General features: G+C 73.4%; 6 protein-coding genes. All 6 read right to left on the reverse strand.

Going from position 1 to position 20,091, the window contains the following annotated elements; all coding sequences use genetic code 11:
- Positions 1-35: 35 nt before the first annotated feature.
- Genes ACSIH6_RS00440 through ACSIH6_RS00465 form a run of 6 tightly spaced genes read right to left on the reverse strand, consistent with a single transcriptional unit; the run spans position 36 to position 20,027 of the window.
- A complete protein-coding gene (locus tag ACSIH6_RS00440; protein ID WP_435105368.1) occupies positions 36-1,145 on the reverse strand; it encodes an acyl-CoA dehydrogenase family protein in 1,110 nt (369 codons plus the stop codon).
- Positions 1,138-1,419 (reverse strand): acyl carrier protein, encoded by a 282-nt coding sequence (locus ACSIH6_RS00445; RefSeq protein ID WP_435105370.1) that lies wholly within the window; start codon positions 1,417-1,419, stop codon positions 1,138-1,140. Before ACSIH6_RS00445 ends, ACSIH6_RS00440 begins: the two co-directional genes overlap by 8 nt.
- Complete coding sequence (locus ACSIH6_RS00450; RefSeq protein ID WP_435105372.1) at positions 1,416-2,306, reverse strand: 3-hydroxyacyl-CoA dehydrogenase family protein; 891 nt, start codon at positions 2,304-2,306, stop codon at positions 1,416-1,418. The genes ACSIH6_RS00445 and ACSIH6_RS00450 overlap by 4 nt, the downstream gene beginning before the upstream one ends.
- Positions 2,307-2,364: 58 nt before the next feature.
- A complete protein-coding gene (locus tag ACSIH6_RS00455) occupies positions 2,365-8,610 on the reverse strand; it encodes a type I polyketide synthase (RefSeq protein ID WP_435105374.1) in 6,246 nt (2,081 codons plus the stop codon).
- Positions 8,611-8,644: 34 nt separating this feature from the next.
- Entirely contained in the window at positions 8,645-11,959 is a 3,315-nt protein-coding gene (locus ACSIH6_RS00460; RefSeq protein WP_435105376.1) for a type I polyketide synthase, read from the reverse strand.
- Positions 11,949-20,027 carry an SDR family NAD(P)-dependent oxidoreductase gene (locus ACSIH6_RS00465; RefSeq protein ID WP_435105378.1) on the reverse strand — a complete coding sequence of 2,693 codons (8,079 nt, stop codon included), beginning with the start codon at positions 20,025-20,027 and terminating at the stop codon, positions 11,949-11,951. The genes ACSIH6_RS00460 and ACSIH6_RS00465 overlap by 11 nt, the downstream gene beginning before the upstream one ends.
- Between the last annotated feature and the right edge of the window lie 64 nt (positions 20,028-20,091).

Consider the following 20,091-nt stretch of genomic DNA (forward strand, 5'->3'; position numbering starts at 1 on the left):
CCTCCTCTTCGCTTCGGGTTCGCTTCGGGAATGGTTCAGTCGGCGGTGGCAAGGACGTGGTCGGCCAGGACGAGCGTGCACATCTCGCTGCTGCCCTCGATGATCTCCATCATCCGGGCGTCCCGGTGGGCGCGCGCCACGGTGTGCCCGTCGCGGGCCCCCGCGGACGCCAGGACCTGCAACGCCGAGCTCGCCCCGGAGACCGCGTGGGTGGCGCTGACGTGCTTGGCCAGCACGGTGGCGGTGACCATGTCCGGCGAACCGGTCTCCCAGCGGTCGCTGGCGTGTTCGCACGCGCGGGTGGCGATCTGTTCGGCGGTGTAGATCTCGGCCAGGTGGCGCGCCACCAGCTGGTGCCGGGCGATCGGCACGCCGAACTGCTCGCGGGTACGGGCGTGCCGGGTCGCCTCGGACAGGCAGGCGCGCAGGATGCCCACGCACCCCCAGGCCACCGACATGCGGCCGTGCGCCAGGGCGGCGGTGACCAGGAACGGCAGGGGGAGCCCGCCGCCGCCGAGCACGGCGTCGGCCGGCACGCGCACACCGTCGAAGGTGATGTCGGCGTGCCCGGCGGCCCGGCAGCCCAGGGGGTCGGAGATCCTCTCGACCGTGACGCCGGGGGCGTCGGCGGGGACGACGACCGCGGCCGCCGCGTCCCCGAACCGGCCGAACACCAGGAGCATGTCGGCGTAGGCGGACGTGGTGATCCACGACTTGCGCCCGTCGACCACCACCGTGTCCCCCTCGGCCCGGATGGTGGTCGCCATGGCCGACAGGTCGCTGCCCGCACCGGGCTCGCTGAAGGCGGCCGCGGCGATCCGCCCGCCCGTCAGGAGCGGCAGGTAGCGGTCGCGCTGGTCGTCGTCCCCGAGCCGCTCGACACTGCCCGCCACCATCTGCTGCGAGGTCATGACGCTGCGCACGGAGCTGCACAGGCTGCCCACGTGCGCGGTGAGCTCCCCGCCGTCACGGCTGCCCAGCCCCAGGCCGCCGTACCGGGAGGGGACCTGCGGGCACAGCAGGCCGCCGGAGGCGAGTTCGCGCAGCACCGGCTCGGGAAGGTTCCCGGAGCGGTCCCACGCGTCGGCCCGGTCCCCGACGATCTCGCTGACCCGGGCCCCGAGAACCGTCACGTCGTCAGCCATCGGTGTCCTCGTCGGCCTTCAGGCGCCGGACCAGGTCGGCCATGGTCCGGACCGTGCGGAAGTTGTCGAGCTTCAGGTCGCCGCCGCGGATGGAGACCCCGTGGGCCTGCTCCAGGTGCACGACGAGCTCCATGGCGAACATCGACGACAGGCCGCCGGTGGCGAACAGGTCGACGTCCTCGTCCCACGACGCCCGGGTCCGGCCCTCCAGGAAGGCGATGAGGTCGGCTTCGACCTCTCCGTGGCTCCGGGGTGTCTGAGCGGGCGTGGTCATGACAGTTGCTCCGTCCGTTCGTAGGTGAAGAACCCGCGGCCGCTCTTGCGGCCGTGGTCGCCCGCCCGGACCTTCCCCAGGAGGAGGTCGCAGGGGCGGCAGCGTTCGTCGCCGGTGCGTTCGTGCAGGACCCACAGGGAGTCGACGAGGTTGTCCAGGCCGATCATGTCCGCGGTCCGCAACGGCCCCGTCCGGTGACCGAGGCAGCCGACCATGAGCGCGTCGACGTCCTCCGCGCTGGCGGTGCCCTCCTGGACCACCCGGGCGGCGTCGTTGATCATCGGGTGCAGCAGGCGGCTGGTGACGAACCCCGGCGCGTCGGACACGACGACGGACTCCCTGCGCAGCGTGCGCAGCAGGCCGTCGAGGGCGTCCAGTGTGTGCTGGGAGGTCCGCGGGCCCCGGACGACCTCGACCGTGCGGATCAGGTAGGGCGGGTTCATGAAGTGGGTGCCCACCACCTCGCCGGGGCGGGGATGGTACCCGGCGAGGTCGTCCACGGGGATGGACGAGGTGTTGGTGATCAGGACCGTGCCCGGCCTGGTCCTGGCGCCCACCTCCGTGAGGAGCGCCGCCTTGGTGTCCTGGTCCTCGGTGACGGCCTCGATGACGACCGTGGCCTCGGCCGCGGAGTCCAGCGAGGTGGTGGTGTCGAGCCCACCGGGCTCCACCCCGTCCGGAAGGGCTCCCATCAGCTGGGCGACGCGCCCGTGGTGCCCGATCCTGGCGCGTGCCCCGTCGAGGGCGGCCTGGTCGACGTCGACCAGCGTCACGGGCACGCCGTGGCCGAGCGCGAGGGAGGTGATCCCGGCGCCCATGGTGCCGGCCCCGAGCACCGTGATCCGGTGCCCGTCCGGGCGCGGCGCCGCCTCTCGTGTGGGCATCATGGCCTCCTGTGGTCTGTGCGGGGGTCGGGGCGCGGTACGCGGATGCGGGGAGGGCCGTTCACAGGCCGCGCTCCGACAACCAGTCGTGCAGCGTCCGGGCGACGATGTCGGCGTGGTCCTCCAACATCGTGAAGTGGTCGCCGGGAACGGTGATCCGCTCGTGCGGGGGCGCCCAGCTGAACGGGGGGATGGGGACCCCGTCCCGGTCGGTGATGGGGTCCTCCGGGCGCAGGACCACCGAGGGCGCCGCGACGGGCCCGGGGCGTACGTCGGCGAACAGCCGCATGTAACGGCCCATCGCGGTGAGGCGGGCGCTGTCGACGATGCCCAGGGCGCCGCCGCGCTGGAGCATCTGGGCCTCCGTGGTCGGCAGGACCGCCTCGTCGTCCGGGTGGGGCGGGTCCAGGAGGGCCAGGGCCGCCGGGCGCGCACCGCGTTCCTCCAGGAGTTCGGCCACGGCGTGCGCGACCAGCCCTCCGGAGGAGCGGGAGACGAGGACGAAGGGGCGCCCGTCGGCACAGCGGGCGACGGCGTCGGCCTGCGCCGACAGGGCCGCCGCCAGCGTGTCCGGCAGCGGTTCGCCGTCCCGGAAGCCCGGATGGGGGACGACCACGACCTCCCGCAGCCCGCGCACGCCGCCGGCGAACCTCGCGAACTCCTGGGGGCCGGAGGCCAGGACGATGGACGGCAGGCACACCAGGAGGGAGGTGTCGGCCTCCTTGCTCGACAGCACGACCGGACCGCGGGCGCTGACGTGGCCCTCCGCCTCGGAGAAGCCGGGGCGCACCAGCCCGGCCGCGTCCAGCAGCCGCATCCCCTCGGCGGTCCTGCCCTGGCGGCAGAACTCCTCGAAGAGCGTGACCAGGCTGTCCGGCGTCCGCGCCTCGTCCGCCCCGGGGGCCTCCGCCGCCTCGCGCGGCCGAGGAGCCGACCCGTCCGAACCGGGCAGGCTCTCCAGGAGGAAATCCGCCACGGCCGCGGGCGTGGGGTACTTGAACGCCAGCCCCGCGGGCAGGCGCAGGCCGGTCAGGGAGCGCAGCTGGTTGCGGAGTTCGACCGCGGTGAGCGAGTCGAAGCCGATCTCCAGGAAGTCCCGGTCGGCCGCCACGTCCTGCGGGGCGGAGTGCCCGAGCACCTCGGCCGTGGCGTCCCGGACGAGGTCGAGGACCAGTTGCCGCCGCTGTCGGGCGTCCGCCCCGGCCAGGCGGCGGCGCAGGCCCTCGGAGTCGACCGCCTGCCCCGCCGCCCTGCGGCGCGGTCTGCGGACCAGGCCGCGCAGCATGGTCGGGACGTCACCACCGCGCAGGCCGCGCGCGGACATGGCGGGGATGTCCAGCGGAACCGCGAGCAGGTGGGCCGCCCCGTCCGCCAGTGCCTCGTCGAACAGTTCGACCCCGCGCTCGTCGGCGATCTGCTCGGCGATGCCCATGCGCGCGTACCGGTGCAGGTCCGTCTCGCCCAGGTGGGCCGTCAGTTGGCTGCGCTGGGCCCACATGCCCCAACCGATGGTGGTCGCCGGGAGACCGCTGGCGCGGCGCCGATGCGCCAGGGCGTCCAGATAGGCGTTGGCCGCCGCGTAGTTGGCCTGACCGGGGTTGCCCAGGGTGCTGGCCGCGGAGGAGAACAGCACGAACTCGCGCAGGTCCAGGTCGCGGGTGAGTTCGTGCAGGTTGATCGAGGCGTCCACCTTGGGGCGCATCACGTGGTCGACGTGGTCGGTGGTCAGCGCCGTGAAGACGGCGCCGCCAACGGTGCCCGCGATGTGCACGACCGATCGCAGCGGCCGGTCGTCGGGGACGGACTCGATCACCGCGCGCAGCGCGTCCCGGTCCGCGGCGTCGCAGGAGGCGAAACTCAGCGTGGCCCCGAGCGCGCTCAGCTCGGACCGGAGTTCGTCGGGAGTGCCCTCACGTCCGGTCCGGCTGACCAGGAGCAGGTTCCGGGCCCCGCATTCGACGACGAGGTGGCGGGCCACCACGCCCCCGACGGTGCCGTTGGCCCCGGTGACCAGCACCGTGCCGTCCGACCCCAGGTCCAGCGGCTCCCTCTTCTGGGGGGCGGCGCGTGTGAGCCTGGGAACCAGCGGTTTCCCCTCGCGCAGGGCCACCTGGGGCTCCTCGCCTGCCATGACCGCCGCCACCAGGGGCGCCGCCGTCGCGGCGTCGTCCACGTCGATGATCGCGCACCTGCCGGGGAACTCCATCTGCACGGTGCGGACCAGCCCCCACAGGGGGGCGTGGTCCAGATCGGGGACGTCATCCCCTTCGGCGGCCGCGACCGCCCCCCGGGTGACCAGGACCAGGGGAGTCTCCTCGGCACCGTCGTCGGCGAGCCACTCCTGGAGCAGGTCCAGGGCCCGATAGGTGGCGGCGTGGGCTGCCTCGGCCGTTCCCTCGGGCGGGGACGCCGCGAAGGGAACGAGCACGGCCGCCGGCGCGACCGTCCCTGCGGCCAGGGCCCCACGCAGTGCCGTGAGGTCGGCGTGGGCCGTGACCGGGTGTCCCGCTCCCGCGAGGTGGTCGGCGAGGCCGAGCGGGTCGGGCCCTAGGAGGGCCAGCTCGTCGGGGGGAGCATCGGGGCCGAACGCGCCGCTCGGCGCGGTCCACTCGACCCGGAACAGGTCGTCACCTCCCGTACGGGTGGCGGCCGCCAGCTGCGCGGGGGTGATCGGACGTGTCACCAGCGATCCCACCGTGGCGACCGGCCGTCCGGAGGGGTCGGAGAGGTCCAACGAGACCGAGTCCGCTCCGGTCCGGCGCACACGGACCCGGACGTGTGCTGCCCCGGCGGCGTGCAGGGTGACGTCCGACCAGGTGAAGGGGAGCCCTGCCGACTCCGCCAGGCTCGCACCGCCGCCCGCGTCCGTGACGAAGGGCAGCGCAAGGGGGTGCTGGGAGGAGTCCATCAAGGCGGGGTGGATACCGAAGTCGGCGGAACCGGGCTCCTCGGCGGCGGGCAGGCGGACCTCCGCGTAGAGGTCGTCGCCGTCCCGCCAGGCGGCGCGCATGCCGGTGAAGACCGGGCCGAAGGCGTTGCCGAGTGCGGTGACACGGGGGTAGAAGTCCTCGACCGGCACGGGCAGGGCTCCGGAGGGCGGCCAGGGCTGCGAAGTTTCGGTGTTCTCGGGCACCGCGAGCGCCCGCGTGAGCAGGCCGGCGGCGTGGTGGGTCCAGCTGCCTTCGTCCCCGCCGGAGGCCCTGGAGTGCACGGACAGTGGACGGGCCCCCGCGGCGTCGGGCGCACCGACCCTGAGCTGGATCTGCACACCGCCCATGGCCGGCATCTCCAGCGGCGCGTGCAGCACCAGCTCCTCCACCTGCGGGAATCCGACCCGGTCGCCCGCGTGCAGCGCCATCTCCAGGAAGGCGGTTCCGGGGAGCAGAACCATGCCAAGGACGACGTGGTCGGCGATCCAGGGGTGGGTGTCCAGCGCGATTCGCCCTGTGAACAGGTGTTCGTCGGAGTCGGCGAGGGACACGGCGGCGCTGAGCATGGGGTGGTCGGCACTGGTCAGGCCCGCGCGGTCCACCTGTCCGCCCACCGGGGCCGAAGCCCAGTGGCGGGCATGCTGGAACGCGTAGGTCGGCAGATCGACCTCACGCCGCAGCCCGAAGACCCGTGTCCAGTCCACGGCGACACCGTGGACGTACGCCTGTGCCACCGAGGCGAGGAAGCGGTCGGCACCGCCCTCGTCCCGGTACAGGGTGGGGAGCACTACGGCGTCCTCCGCCCCGGCGTCCTCACGGGTGTCCTGGAGGGCGGAGCCGAGCACGGGGTGCGGGCTGATCTCAAGGAACGCGGTGTGTCCGTGGTCGGTCAGGGACCGGACGGCCTCCTCGAACCGGACGGGGTGGCGCAGTCCCCGGTACCAGTGGTCGGCGTCGACGGGGGCGTCTCCCAGCGGTCCCCCCGTCAAAGACGAGTAGACGGGGACGTCCGGCCGCCGGGGGGCGATGTCGGCGAGCGCGGTGAGGATCCGTTCGCGCAGCCGTTCGACGTGCGGGGTGTGCGACGCGTACTCCACCGGGATCAGACGGGCCTGCACCCCCTGGCTCTCGTATTCCTTGACCAGCCGTCGCACCCCTTCCGGGTCGCCCGCGACCACCGTGGCGGCGGGGCCGTTGAGGGCGGCGACGTGGACGGATTCGGCGAGATCGTCCAGCCGTCCGCGGACCTCGTCGGCCCCGAGGGCGATCGAGGCCATCGCGCCGGTGCCGGCCAGCTCCAGGACCGCCCGGCTCCGCAGTGCCACGACCCCGGCCGCGTCCTCCAGGGACAGCGCCCCGGCCACGCACGCGGCCGCGATCTCGCCCTGTGAGTGGCCGACAACCGCGCTCGGCTCGACTCCGTGCGACCGCCACAACTCGGCGAGCGACACCATCACCGCCCACAGAGCCGGTTGGACCACGTCGTCGCTCTCCAGGGGCGGGGCCCCCTCCTCACCTCTGAGCACGGCGGACAGCGACCAGTCCACGAACAGGGACAGCGCCCGTTCGCAGTCGGCCATGCGTGCGGCGAACACTGGGGACGAGGCCATCAGCTCAACGGCCATGCCCTCCCACTGGGACCCCTGCCCCGGGAAGACGAAGACCGTGCGCCGGGGCGAGAGGGGAGCGGTGCCCCGGGCGACGGCGGTGTCGGGAACGGCCTCGGCGAGGGAACGCAGACCCCGAAGGAGGCTGTCGCGGTCCGCCGCCGTCACGGCGGCCCGGTGCTCGAAGGCGGTGCGCGTGGTCGCCAGGGACAGGCCGACGTCGGCGGGGGCGAGTCCTGGACGCTCCGCCAAGTGGTCGTACAGGCGCCGGGCCTGGGAGCGCAGGGCCGCCTCGGTGCGCCCGCCGAGCACCCACGGCACCGCGGGCGTCTCCAGAAGCGCGAGTGCGTCGGTCCCCGTCGGGGCGTCCGGGTGCTCGGGTCCGGCCGGTGCTTCCTCGAGGACCACATGGACGTTGGTGCCGCTCACACCGAACGAGGACACGGCGGAGCGGCGCGGGTGGCCGGTCTCCGGCCACGGCTCGGCCCTGGTCAGCAGCGCGAGGGCACCGGAATCCCAGTCCACGTGCGGGCTGGGCTCGGCTACGTGCAGGGTGCGGGGCAGGGTCGCGTTCCGCATCGCCATGAGGGCCTTGATGACACCTCCCACACCGGCGGCCGCCCCGGAGTGGCCGATGTTGGACTTCAGGGATCCCACCCTGACGGGGCTCTTCGCGGACCGGTCCCGGCCGTAGGTCGCCAACAGAGCGTTGGCCTCGATGGGGTCGCCCAGGGTCGTCCCCGTGCCGTGCGCCTCCACCAGGTCGACGTCCCCGGGGGCGAGACGGGCGTCGGCCAGGGCGGCGCGGATCACCCGCTGCTGGGCCAGGCCGTTGGGTACCGCGAGTCCGCTGCTGGCCCCGTCCTGGTTCACGGCGCTGCCGCGCAGGACTCCGAGGACACGGCGCCCGTTGCTCCGCGCGGTGCTCAGTCGTTCCAGGAGGAGCATTCCGGAGCCCTCGGACCAACTCGTGCCGTCGGCGGTCGAGGAGAACGCCTTGCACCGGCCGTCGGGGGCCAGACCTCGCTGGCGGCTGAAGGACACCCAGGGCCCCGTGTCGGCGTACACGCTCACGCCACCGGCCAGCGCCAGGTCGCACTCCCCCGCGCGCAGGGACCCGGCGGCCAGGTGCAGGGCGACGAGGGAGGACGAGCAGGCGGTGTCGACGGTGAAGGCGGGCCCCTCCAGTCCGAGGCTGTAGGCCACCCGGCCGGCCGCCACAGCGGGCATGACGCCGGTGAGCAGGTACCCCTCCAGCTCCTCACCCGCGTACTGGATGGGCGGGCCGTAGGGTTGGGCGACCAGGCCCAGAAACACCCCGGTCGATGTGCCGCGCAGGGTGGCAGGGTCCATACGGGCGTGCTCGACGGCCTCCCAGGAGGTCTCCAGCGCGATCCTCTGCTGAGGGTCCATGGCGGTCGCCTCGCGCGGGCTGATGCCGAAGAAGGAGGCGTCGAACCCGGCGGCGCCGTGCAGGAAACCGCCCTTGCGCAGGTAGCTGGTACCGGGTGTGTCGGAGTCACCGTTGAACAGGGCGTCCAGGTCCCAGCCGCGGTCGGTGGGAAAGTCCGAGAGCCCCTCCCCGCCTCGCTCGACCAGCTCCCACAAGCTCTCGGGGGAATCCACGCCGCCCGGATAGCGGCAGCCGATGCCGACCACGGCGATCGGCTCGTGCCGGCGGTCCTCCAGTTCGTCGATGCGGTCGCGTGCGTGGCGCAGGTCGAGTGCGAGTCGACGCGCCAGTTCCTGGAACCTGTCCTCTTGTGTCATCAGTGGCCCACTCCGAGTTCAGAACGTGCGTCGACTACGAGATCCCGAATTCCCTACCGATGAGCTCGATGAGGTCGTCATCCTTGGCGCCCTCCAGCTCCCCGACCTCAGTGCCCTTCCCTCCGTGCGTCCTGTCCGCGGCCAGCGTGTCCAGCAGGTCACGGAGTCCGTGCTCCATCCGGTCGCGCCCGGCCTCGTCCAGTTCCGCGGAGGTCAGGGCGGACCGGAGCCGGGCCAGGGCCGTGGTCGGGTCGGCGGCGGTCTCCTCTCCGGAGGCGAGCAGCCGGGAGAGCAGGTGCCGTGCCAAGGCCACCGGGGTGGGATGGTCGAATGCGACGGTGACGGGCAGTTCGAGTCCTGTGGCCTCGTTCAGGGCGTTGCGCAGTCGCACGGCTCCCAGGGACGTTCCTCCCGCGTCCACGAACCCGCGCCGATCGTCGACCCGTTCGGGGGACACGAAGCCCAGCACGGCCGCGACGTGTTCGCGGACCAGGGCGAGCACGGCGTCCTCGCGTTCGCGCCGTGACAGCTCGGACAGTGCGGGCGGACGGCCCGCACCGGATGGGACGGTCGGAGCGGACCCGGGCTCCTCGGACCGCGGGGCCGCGGACCGGGGCGCGGGATCCAACCAGTAGACCTGGCGTTGGAAGGGGTAGGTGGGCAGGTCGACCGCGTGCGGTGCGTCCGACGCGTACACCGTCGCCCAGTCGGGTTCGACCCCGCACACCCACGCCTCGCCGAGGGCGGCGGAGAACTCCTGGGGGCCGCAGGCGGCACCGCGGAAGGAGCCGAGCGCAGCCGCCCCTCCGCTTCCGCGGACGGACTCCACCGTCTGCTGGACGCCGACCGTGAGGACCGCGCGCGGTCCCATCTCCAGGAACGTGGTGTGCTCGTCGGCCGCCATGGAGCGCACCGCCTCTTCGAACAGCACGGTCCGGCGGATGTTGCGGTACCAGTACTCGGCGTCCATGGCGGTGCCGTCGATCCTGGTCCCGTGCACCGTGGAGTAGAGCGGCACATGCCCCGGCCCCGGCCGGGCACCGGCGAGCGCGGGCAGGAGCTCCCCGCGCAGGGCGTCGACCTGCGGGGAGTGCGCGGCGAAGTCCGCCGCGACGGGGAAGGAGAGGATCCCCTCCCGCGCGCACAGGTCGGACAGCTCGCCCAGCGCCTCCGCCTCCCCGGCGACCACGACGGTGCTGGGGCCGTTGTGGGCGGCCGTGTCCAATCGTCCCGTCCAGGGCGCCAGCGAGGGCGGCTCCTGCCCCGGTCTCAGTTGCAGGGCCAGCATCCCGCCGCCGCCCACCAGCGGGAGGACGAGCCTGCTGCGCAGGGCCACCACCGCGGCGGCGTCCTCCAGGGTCAGGATGCCCGCGACGTGCGCGGCGGCGATCTCCCCCTGGGAGTGGCCGACCACGGCGGACGGCTCGACGCCGTGGGACCGCCACAGCCGGGCGAGGGAGACCATGACCGTGAACAGCAGCGGCTGGGCCACGTCGGGGCGGCTGGTGTCGGGGGCGTCGGGGCCACCGCGCAGCGCGGCCGTCACCGACCAGTCGAGGTGGGGGTCCAACGCCTTCTCGCACTCGTGGACGCTCTCCGCGAAGACCGGGTGGGCGGCCAGGAGCGCACTCAGGTCCGGTGCCTCTCCGAGCGCCCCCTGACCAGGGAAGACGAACGCGACGCGCGGCTCGGCCGTGGCGTGCCCGCGGATCAGGCCCGGCGCCGGCCTGCCCTCGGCGAAGAGCTCCAGCGTGGTCAGAGCCTCCTCACGGTCACCGGCCAGGAGCGCGGCCCGGCGGGAAAACCGGGACCGGGTGGTGGCGAGGGACCATCCCGCCTCCCGCACCGTGATCCCGGGTTCGGCGCGCAGCCGCCGGGCCAGGCGGTCCGCCTGTTCCCGCAGCGCGTCCTCGGTGCGCGCTGACAGCACCCACGGGACGGGGTCCGTTCCCCCGTCCGACCGCTGCGGTGCGACCGGGACCTCGGATGCCTGCTCGATGATCATGTGCGCGTTGGTGCCGCTCATCCCGAAAGAGGACACCCCGGCGCGGCGGGGACGGCCGGTGTCCGGCCACGGGCGTGCCTCGGTCAGCAGCCGGACCCCGCTTCCGGACCAGTCCACCAGGGATGTGGGGGTGTCCGAGTGCAGGCTCGTGGGCAGGACACCGTGGCGCAGCGCCATGACGGCCTTGATGACACCGCCGACCCCGGCTGCGGTCTGGGCGTGGCCGATGTTGGACTTGAGGGAACCCAGCCACAGCGGTCGGTCCTCGGCGCGCCCCGGACCGTAGACCTCGATGAGCGCCTGCGCCTCGATCGGATCACCGAGCCTGGTACCCGTCCCGTGCGCCTCCACCATGTCGATGTCGCCGGGGGCGAGTCCGGCGTCCTCCAGGGCACGCCGGATGACCCGCTGCTGGGAGGGCCCGTTCGGCGCCATGATGCCGTTCGACGCCCCGTCCTGGTTGACGGCGCTGCCGCGGATGACCGCCAGGACCGTGCGCCCGTTGCGCCGGGCGTCGGAGAGGCGTTCCAGGACGATCATGCCCGCGCCCTCGGCCCAGCCGGTGCCGTCCGCGTCAGCGGAGAACGCCTTGCAGCGGCCGTCCGGGGCCAGCCCTCCCTGGCGGGAGAACTCCACGAACACCCCCGGGGACGCCATGACACAGGCGCCACCGGCCAGGGCGAGCGAGCACTCCCCGGCGCGCAGGGCCCGGACCGCTTGGTGCAGGGCCACCAGCGACGCCGAGCATGCCGTGTCGATGGTCAGTGCCGGCCCCGTCAGCCCCAGGGTGTAGGAGATCCGGCCGGAGGCGACGCTGGTCAGTGACCCGGTGAGGGCGAAGCCGTCGGAGGAGGCGTCCACGAGTCGGGGACCGTACTCCTGGGGCATGGTGCCCACGAACACGCCGGTCTCGGTCCCCGCGAGGGAGAAGGGGTCGATCCCGGACCGTTCCACCGCCTCCCAGGCGGTTTCCAGGAGCAGTCTCTGCTGGGGGTCTGTCGCCACCGCCTCACGAGGGGAGACACCGAAGAACTCCGCGTCGAAGGAGGCGGGAGCGTCGAGGAAACCGCCCTCACCGGTCGAGGAGCGGGGCGAGTCGCCGCTGAACAGGTCCTGGAGGTCCCACCCGCGGTCCGTGGGGAAGGGCCGCACGACGTCGCGCCCCTCGAAGACCAGGTCCCACAGCGCCTCGGGCGAATCGGCGCTTCCGGGGAAGCGGCAGCCCATGCCGACGACGGCGATCGGGTCGGACTCGGTGAGGCCGTCCAGTTCGCCCCGCAGTCGTGCGTTCTCCTTCAGCGCGGTTCGTAGGGCCGCGACCAAACGTGTGTCCTCAGTGGTCAACTGCCGTCTCCTGTTCTCCGTGATTCGGGTGCCCCCGCCCGTGGAGGGCCAAGGTGACGAGTTCCTCCACCCCCATCGCGTCGATGCCGCCGTCCTGGGCGTCGGTGCGGTGCCCCGTTCCCGCGGGCTCCTCCGCGCCGGTGTCCGCCGAGCGTCCCCGAGGGGACGCTTCCGGGAAGAGCCGTTCCAGGAGGAGCGAGGCCAGGGCACGCGGGGTGGGGTGGTCGAAGACGGCGGTGGCGGGGACGCGGACGCCGGTGGCCCCGCTCAAGCGGTTGCGCAGTTCGACTCCGGTCAGGGAGTCGAGGCCGAGAGCGGTGAACGGGCTGTCGGGGTCGATGCGCGACGCACCGACGCCGGGGTCGTGGCCAAGGACGGTAGCGGTCTGGGAGCGGACCTCGACCAGGACCGCCCTCTCCCGCTCGGCCTCGGGCAGGGACGTGAACCGGCTCGCGGGACCGGTCGCGGGCGTGGCCTCGGCGGAGGTGGCGGGGCCCGGTCCGGCCAGGTCGCGCAGGACCGGAGTGTCCACGCCGTGAGAGGTGTCCAGCAGGGCGGGCACGCTGTTGGCCAGGTCCCACCACAGTGCGGTGTCGAACGCGGCCAGCGCGTCCTCGGGCCTCATCGGCGCGAGTCCGTGACGGCTCAGGGCGGCCAGTCCGATGTCGTCCAGGTGCCCGGTCATGCCGCTGGACTCCGCCCACAGCCCCCATGCCAGGGAGGTCGCGGGCAGTCCGCGCTCACGGCGGTGGTGGGCCAGGGAGTCGCAGAAGACGTTGGCGGCGGCGTAGTTGGCCTGGCCCGGGTTGCCCAGGACCCCCACGGCCGAGGAGAACAGGACGAAGGAGCCCAGGTCCGCGTCGGCGGTCAGTTCGTGGAGGTTCCAGGCAGCGTCGACCTTGGGTCGCAGGACCCGTTCGACCTGTTCCTGGGTGAGGGAGGTGACGGTGGCGTCGTCGAGCACACCGGCGGTGTGCACCACGGCGCCCAGGGGTCGGTCGGCGGGGACGCCCGCGACCAAGGCGGCCAGGGCCGACCGATCCGCGGCGTCGCAGGCGGCGACGGTGACGCGGGCACCCAGCGACTCCAGTTCCGCGGTGCGCTCCGCCTGCCCCTCGGCCCCGGGGCCGCTGCGGCTGATCAACAGCAGGTCGCGCACGCCATAGCCGGTGACCAGGTGGCGGGCCATCCTGTGGCCCAGGGTCCCGGTGCCACCGGTGATCAGGACCGTGCGGTCCTGGGGGAAGGGCGCGGGCACGGTCAGCACCAGCTTGCCCACGTTGTCACCGCGCTGCAGGGAGCGCAGGGCGTCCTGGGCATGTCGCAGATCGTGGACGGTGACGGGCGGCGGTGAGACGGCACCGCCGACCAGCAGCTCCATGATCCGTCCGAGCATCTGTCCGATCCGCTCAGGGGACACGTCAGGCAGGTTGAACGCCTGGTAGTCGCGCCCGGGGTGGACGGCGCCGACCTCTTCCACATCACGGATGTCGGTCTTGCCCATCTCCACGAAGCGGCCGCCGGGACCGCCGCCGTCGCCCGGGGAACGCAGCAGCCGCAGGGAGGCGTCCACGAACTTCCCGCTGAGCGAGTTGAGGACCACGTCCATGCCGCGTCCACCGTTGGCGGCGCGCAGCCGTGCTTCGAACTCCAGGTCACGGGAAGAGGACAACCGGTCCTCGGTGAGCCCGTAGGCCTCCAGGCCCGCCCACTTGCGCGGACTGGCGGTACCGAACACGCGCGCGCCCATATACTGGGCCAGCTGCACAGCGGCCATGCCCACACCGCCCGCGGCGGCGTGCACCAGGACGCTCTCTCCGGGCCGGACCGCGGCCATGTCGACGAGGCCGTAGTAGGCGCTCAAGAAGATGACGGGCACCGCAGCCGCCTGCTCGAACGTCCAGTCGTCGGGAAAACGGACGAGCTTGCGGGCGTCGGCGACCGCGATCGGGCCGAACGCTCCGTCGAACATGCCCGTCACCCGGTCGCCCGGGGCCAAGTCCGCGACCTCGGCGCCGGTCTCCAGGACGATCCCGGCACCCTCGATGCCCATCCCGGTCTCGCCTTCGACCAGGCCGAGGGCGACCACGACGTCGCGGAAGTTCACCCCGGCGGCGCGGACGGCTACCCGCACCTCATACGGCCCCAGCGGCAGAGCGGCCCTGTTGGCTCGGACCAAGCCCAGGTCGGCCAGGGAACCGGGGCGGCCGGTGTCCAGGCGCCAGGGCGTCCCCGGAAGGACGAGGTCACCGTCGGGCCCCGCCTTGGCCAGTCGGGGCACCAGGACGGTACCCGAGCGCAGCGCAAGCTGGGGTTCCCCCAGGCTGACGGCGCCGGCCATCACTCGGTGGGAGTCGTCGGAGCCGTCGGAGTCGACGATCACCAGGCGGCCGGGGTGCTCGCGCTGGGCGACCCGCAGCAGACCCCACACCGGGGCCGCCGCCAGTCCGATGATCCGAGCGCCCGGCGCGGTGGCTACCGCCCGCCAGGTCACGACGACCAACCGCGCGTGCTCGGTGCGGGGGTCCGCCAGCCAGGACCGGACGGTTTTCAGAGCGGCGTCCAAACCCTGCCGGACGGCACCGGGGACCGGATCCTCCTCCGAGTAGACCAGTTCGGCGGGCAGCTCGGTGTAGACCAGCGGCGGTATGTGGCCGTCGAGGTCGAGTTCGTCCAAACCGGGGGTGCGGGTGGGAACGGCCTGCGCGGGGTCCGGTGCCGGAGCCTTCTCCCACACGAGTTCGTAGAGGCCCGGCAGCTCCGCGGCGTCGCGCGGCGGCAGGGCGTCCTCGTCCAGCGGCCGCATGACGAGTTCTTCGACGGCCACCATGACGGTCCCGTCCCCATCGGTCAGGTGCAGGCGGTACCGGTCGGGCCCGAGCACGGTGACGTGCACGCGCGCCCGCGTGGGGGCATCCGCCCCGACCGCGCGAACACGCACCCCGGACCAGGCGAAAGGCACCAGGGGGACACTGTCGGCGGACTCCCCGTGGAGGAGGACGGCGTGCAGCGCCGCGTCCACCAGCGCGGGGTGAGGGCCGTGGAAGACACCTCCGATGTACGCGGCCGCAGGTATCTCCGCCTCGGCGAAGAGCTCATCGCCGTGCCGCCACACATTTCGCAGGCCCTGGAAGACAGGCCCGTAGGAGTACCCGCGCCCGGCAAGGCTCTCGTAGTCGGGTCGCACGGACGCGGAGTCGGCCCTCACCGGGGGCCACGGAACCACCGCGGCGTCCGTGGACCCCGTGTCGGGCTCCCCCTCCCTCTCCAGGGAACCCGAAGCATGTCTGGTCCACAGGGCGTCCGGGCCATCGTCGGGGCGTGCGTGCACGCTCACCCGGCGCCGACCGGTCTTGGCGTCCCCGTCCACAGTGACCTGGAGGAGGACGTCACCGCCCCGATGCAGCACCAGGGGCGCCTCCAGGACCAGATCGGCCACTGTGGGGGTCCCCGTGCGCGCGGCCGCGTGCGCTACCAACTCCACCAGCGCCGTGCCGGGAACGACGACCCGCCCCCAGAGTCCGTGATCGCGCGCCCACGGTTGCCCCGCCAGGCCGATGCGGCCGGTGAACACGGTCCGCCCGTCCGCCAGTTCCAGACCTTCGTCGAGCGGCGCCACGGTGCGCCGCCCTGGCGGCTCCGCCGGAGCCGCCAGGGCGTCCGCCCAGTGGCGTTCGCGCCGGAACGGGTCGTCGGGGACGGTCACGGGGGCGCCCTCGTCCGCGACGCCCTCCAGCACCACGTGCGCGTTGGTGCCGCTGATCCCGAAGGAGGACACCGCGGCCCTGCGGGGCCTGCCCGTGTCCGGCCAAGCCTCGGCCTCGCGCAGCAGGCGCACCCCGCTGCCGTCCCACTCCACCTTGTCCGTGGGCCGGTCGACGTGCAGTGTCCGAGGCAGCCGCCCATGCCGCAGCGCCTCCACCATCTTGATCACTCCGGCAACCCCGGCCGCGGCCTGGGAGTGCCCGAGGTTGGACTTGAGCGAGCCCAACCGCAGGTCCTCGTCGGAGTCGCCGCGCGCCCGCCCGTACACCGAGATCAGTGCCTTGGCCTCGATCGGGTCGCCCAACCGGGTGCCGGTGCCGTGCGCCTCCACGGCGTCGACCTCCTCCGGCGACACCCCGGCCGTCGACAGCGCCCGGTGGATCACCCGCTCCTGGGCATCGCGGTTGGGCGCGGTCAACCCGTTGCTGGCGCCGTCGGAGTTGACCGCACTGCCCTTGACCAAGGCCAGGACCGGACGCCCCGCCCGGCGAGCGCGCGAAGCCCGCTCCAGCAACAGCACGCCCGCGCCCTCGGACCAGGCGGTGCCGTCGGCCCCGTCCCCGAAGGCCCGGCAGCGCCCGTCCGGGGACAGGCCGCGCTGGGCGGAGAACTCCAGGAACATGCCCGGAGTGGACATCACGGTGGCCCCTCCGGCCAAGGCCATCTCGCACTCGCCCCGCCGGATGGACTCAGCCGCCTGGTGCAGCGCCACCAGAGAGGACGAGCAGGCAGTGTCGATGGTCAGCGCGGGACCGCGCAGGCCCAGCACGTACGCGATGCGGCCCGAGGCCACGCTCAGGGTGCTGCCGGTGAGCCGGTACCCCCCGTCCTCGCCCGCCCCCCGGTCCGCCAGTCGCGGCCCGTAGTCGCCGGGCATGGCGCCGACGAACACACCGATCTGGCGCTCGCGCAGGTCATCGGCGACCAGCCCGGCCCGGTGGACCGCCTCCCACGAGACCTCCAGCAGCAGCCGCTGCTGGGGGTCCATGGCGTCGGCCTCCCGGGGGCTGATTCCGAAGAAACCGGGGTCGAACAGATCGGCGTCGTAGAGGAACCCGCCCGCGCGGGTGTAGGTGCGCCCGGGGACCCCGGGCTCGGGGTGGTAGATCCCGTCGATGTCCCAACCGCGGTTGTCCGGAAAGTCCCCGATGGCGTCCACACCGGCCTCGACCAGCCTCCACAGCTGTTCGGGGGAGCGCACGCCACCCGGCAGGCGGCAGGCCATCGCGGTGATGGCGATGGGGTCATCGTCGAACACCGCGACGGGTGCGGCGGAGTGGGGGACCCGCGCGGAACGGGAGGGGGCCGTGGCGGCGGGCGCGGCGCTCGCGGTGTGCTCCGGCGTCCGCTCCCCCACCGTGTCGACCAGGAACTCCGTCAGGGCGGCCGGGGTGGGCAGGTCGAACAGGACGGTGTCGTCGAGGCGGACCCCGGTCTCGTCCTCGACGAGGTCCGCGAGTTCGAGCAGCATGATGGAGTCGAAGCCCAGGTCGCGGAAGGCCCGTTGGGCGTCGTCCGTCGGCAGCGAGTCCTGTTCGAGCACCCGCGCCGTGAGCGCCGCCACCAGATCCCCTGTGCCGCCTCCAGCGGAGACCGGCTCCGGTTCCGGAGCGGTCGTCGGCCGGTCGGCGGCCTCCGGACGGGCGGCGGGCGCCGTCGTGTCCGGCCAGAACCGGACGCGCTGGAAAGCGTACGTGGGCAGGTCGATCCGGTGTGCGCCCGTTCCGCGGAAGAGCGCGCCCCAGTCGATGTCCACTCCGACGGTGAAAGCGCGTGCGGCGGCCGTGAGCAACCGGGCCTGGTCGCCGTCGCCGCGGCGCAGGGTCTCCAGCGCCACACCCTCGACTCCGGCCGCCGCCAGGGTGCGCTCGATCCCGAAGGACAGCACGGGGTGCGGCCCGACCTCGACGAACGTGGTGTGTCCGGACGCGGCGGCCGCGCGCACCGCGTCGGCGAACCGGACGGTCCCGCGCAGGTTCCGGTACCAGTACTCGGCGTCCAGCCCGGGCCGATCCGGGTCGACCGGCTGCCCGGTCAGGGTGGAGAGGAACGGCACCCGCGCGGGCCTGGGGACGACCTCTCCGAGCCGCTCCAGCAGGTTCCGGCGGATCCTCTCGACGTGCGCGGAGTGAGAGGCGTAGCCGACGTCCACCAGGGCCCCGTGAACACCGTTGTCGACGCAGTGCTCCACAGCCCGGCGGACCGCCTCCGGGGAACCCGAAACCACGACCGACTCGGGTCCGTTGACGGCGGCCAAGTGCAGGTCCGGGATGCTCTTGGCCAACCGCTCGGCGCGTTCGGGGGTCAGTCCGAGCGAGGCCATGCCGCCGCTCCCCGCCAGGGCGGTCAGCGCACCGCTGCGCAGGGTCACGATCCGCGCGGCGTCCTCCAGCGACAGGATCTCGGCCACGCACGCGGCGGCGATCTCCCCCTGGGAGTGCCCGATCACGGCAGCGGGCTCGACTCCCAGGTCCTCCCACACCTTGGCCAGGGAGACCATCACCGCCCACAGCACCGGCTGGACCACGTCCACCCTGGCGTCGGGTCCGGTGAGCACCGGGGCCCCGGGCTCGCCGCGCAGCACCTGCACCAGTGACCAGTCCACATAGGGTTCCAGGGCCCGTTCGCACACCAGCAGCCGTTTGGTGAACCCGTGGGCGAGGACGCCGTCACCGTCGAGCAGGTCGCGGGCCATCCCCTCCCACTGGCCTCCCTGCCCCGGGAAGACCAGGACCGGCCGGGACCGCGCGGTTCCGGCCGGCACCGGCCCGGGCAGCACGGAGTCCATCTCGCGCGAGCCGTCACCGCCCGCGGCGAAGATGACGGCGCGGTGTTCCAGCACCGCACGCGTGGTGGCCAAGGAGAGTCCCACATCGTGCGCGCGCAGCCCAGGGCGGGCCGAAACGAAGAAGTGCAGCGCCGAGGCCTGGGCGCGCAGCGCCTCCTCGGAGCGGGCCGACAGCACCCACGGGACGGGATCGAGGGTCCTCTCCCCTCCTGCCGGTTCGGGCCGGTCGGCCTTGAGCGGCGGCGGCGGGCCGAGAACCAGGTGGCAGTTGGTGCCGCCCATGCCGAAGGAGGACACGCCGGCCAGCGGGGCGTCCGTGGGCCAGGGCTCGCGCTGGGTCTGCGGGTTGAGCCGCAGCGCCTCCAGATCGATGTTCGGGTTGGGTTCGGCGAAGTTACGGGTGGGCGGCAGCTGTCCGTGGGCCAGGCTCAGCACCGTCTTGGCCAAGCCGACGATGCCCGCGGCGCCCTCCAGGTGGCCGACGTTGGTCTTGGCCGAGCCCACGCACAGAGGCTCCTCCCTGCCGGGGGCGAAGACCGCGCCGAGCGCCGCGGCCTCCACCGGGTCTCCGGCCGGGGTGCCCGTACCGTGCAGTTCGACATAGCCCACCTGGGCCGGGTCCGCCTGGGCCCGCCGCAGCGCCGCGCGCAGGACGGCCTCCTGTCCTCGGGAGTCGGGGCGCGCGAGGTAGGAGGTCTGGCCCGAGTTGTTGACCGCACTGCCGCGCAGGACCGCGTGGACCGGGTCACCGTCGGCAAGGGCGCGATCGAGCGGCTTGAGTACCACTACGGCGCCGCCCTCGCCCCGCGCGTACCCGTTGGCGCGTGCGTCGAAGGTGTAGCAGTGCGCGTCCGGGGAGAGCCCTCCGAAACTGGCGACGCTCTCGGTGCTCTCCGGAACGAGGATGAGGTTGACCCCGCCGGCCAGGGCCATACCGCACTCGCCCCGGCGCAGGCTTTCCATGGCCACGTGCACGCTGACGAGGGACGAGGACTGTCCGCTGTCCACGGTCAGGCTGGGTCCGGACAGACCGAGGGCGTAGGAGACCCGGTTGGCGATCATGCCGCGCTGGGTTCCCGCGAGCGAGTGGTGGGTGATGCCGCCACGCACGGCACGCTGTTGCAGGAGGCCGTAGTCGGTGGCGATGGCACCGGTGAACACACCGGTGTCGCTGCCCCGCAGGAGGTCCGGCGCCATACGGGCGCGTTCCACGGCCTCCCAGCTCAGCTCCAGCATGAGACGCTGCTGCGGGTCCATGGCCAATGCCTCGCGCGGCGAGACCCCGAAGAACCCGGCGTCGAAGTCCTCGGCCCGGTCGAGGTATCCGCCCCAGTAGGAGTCGCGTGTGGGAGAGGTGACGCCGAGCCTCTCAGGGGGAGCGGAGATCGACTCCCGGCTCTCGCACAGCAGGCGCCAGAAAGCCTCCGGAGTCGACGCGCCAGGGAGCCGGAGGGCGAGTCCGACCACCGCGATCGGTTCGTCAGCCCCAGGAGTCGTCCGCGCACCCTCTACCATCGTCGTCTCCGATCTCACGCCGCCGGCGCCGCTCCGTGCGCGGTGTGCCAAAGAGCCGCCTCTC

The sequence above is a fragment of the Nocardiopsis synnemataformans genome (assembly GCF_965343085.1).
Lineage (GTDB): Bacteria > Actinomycetota > Actinomycetes > Streptosporangiales > Streptosporangiaceae > Nocardiopsis > Nocardiopsis alborubida.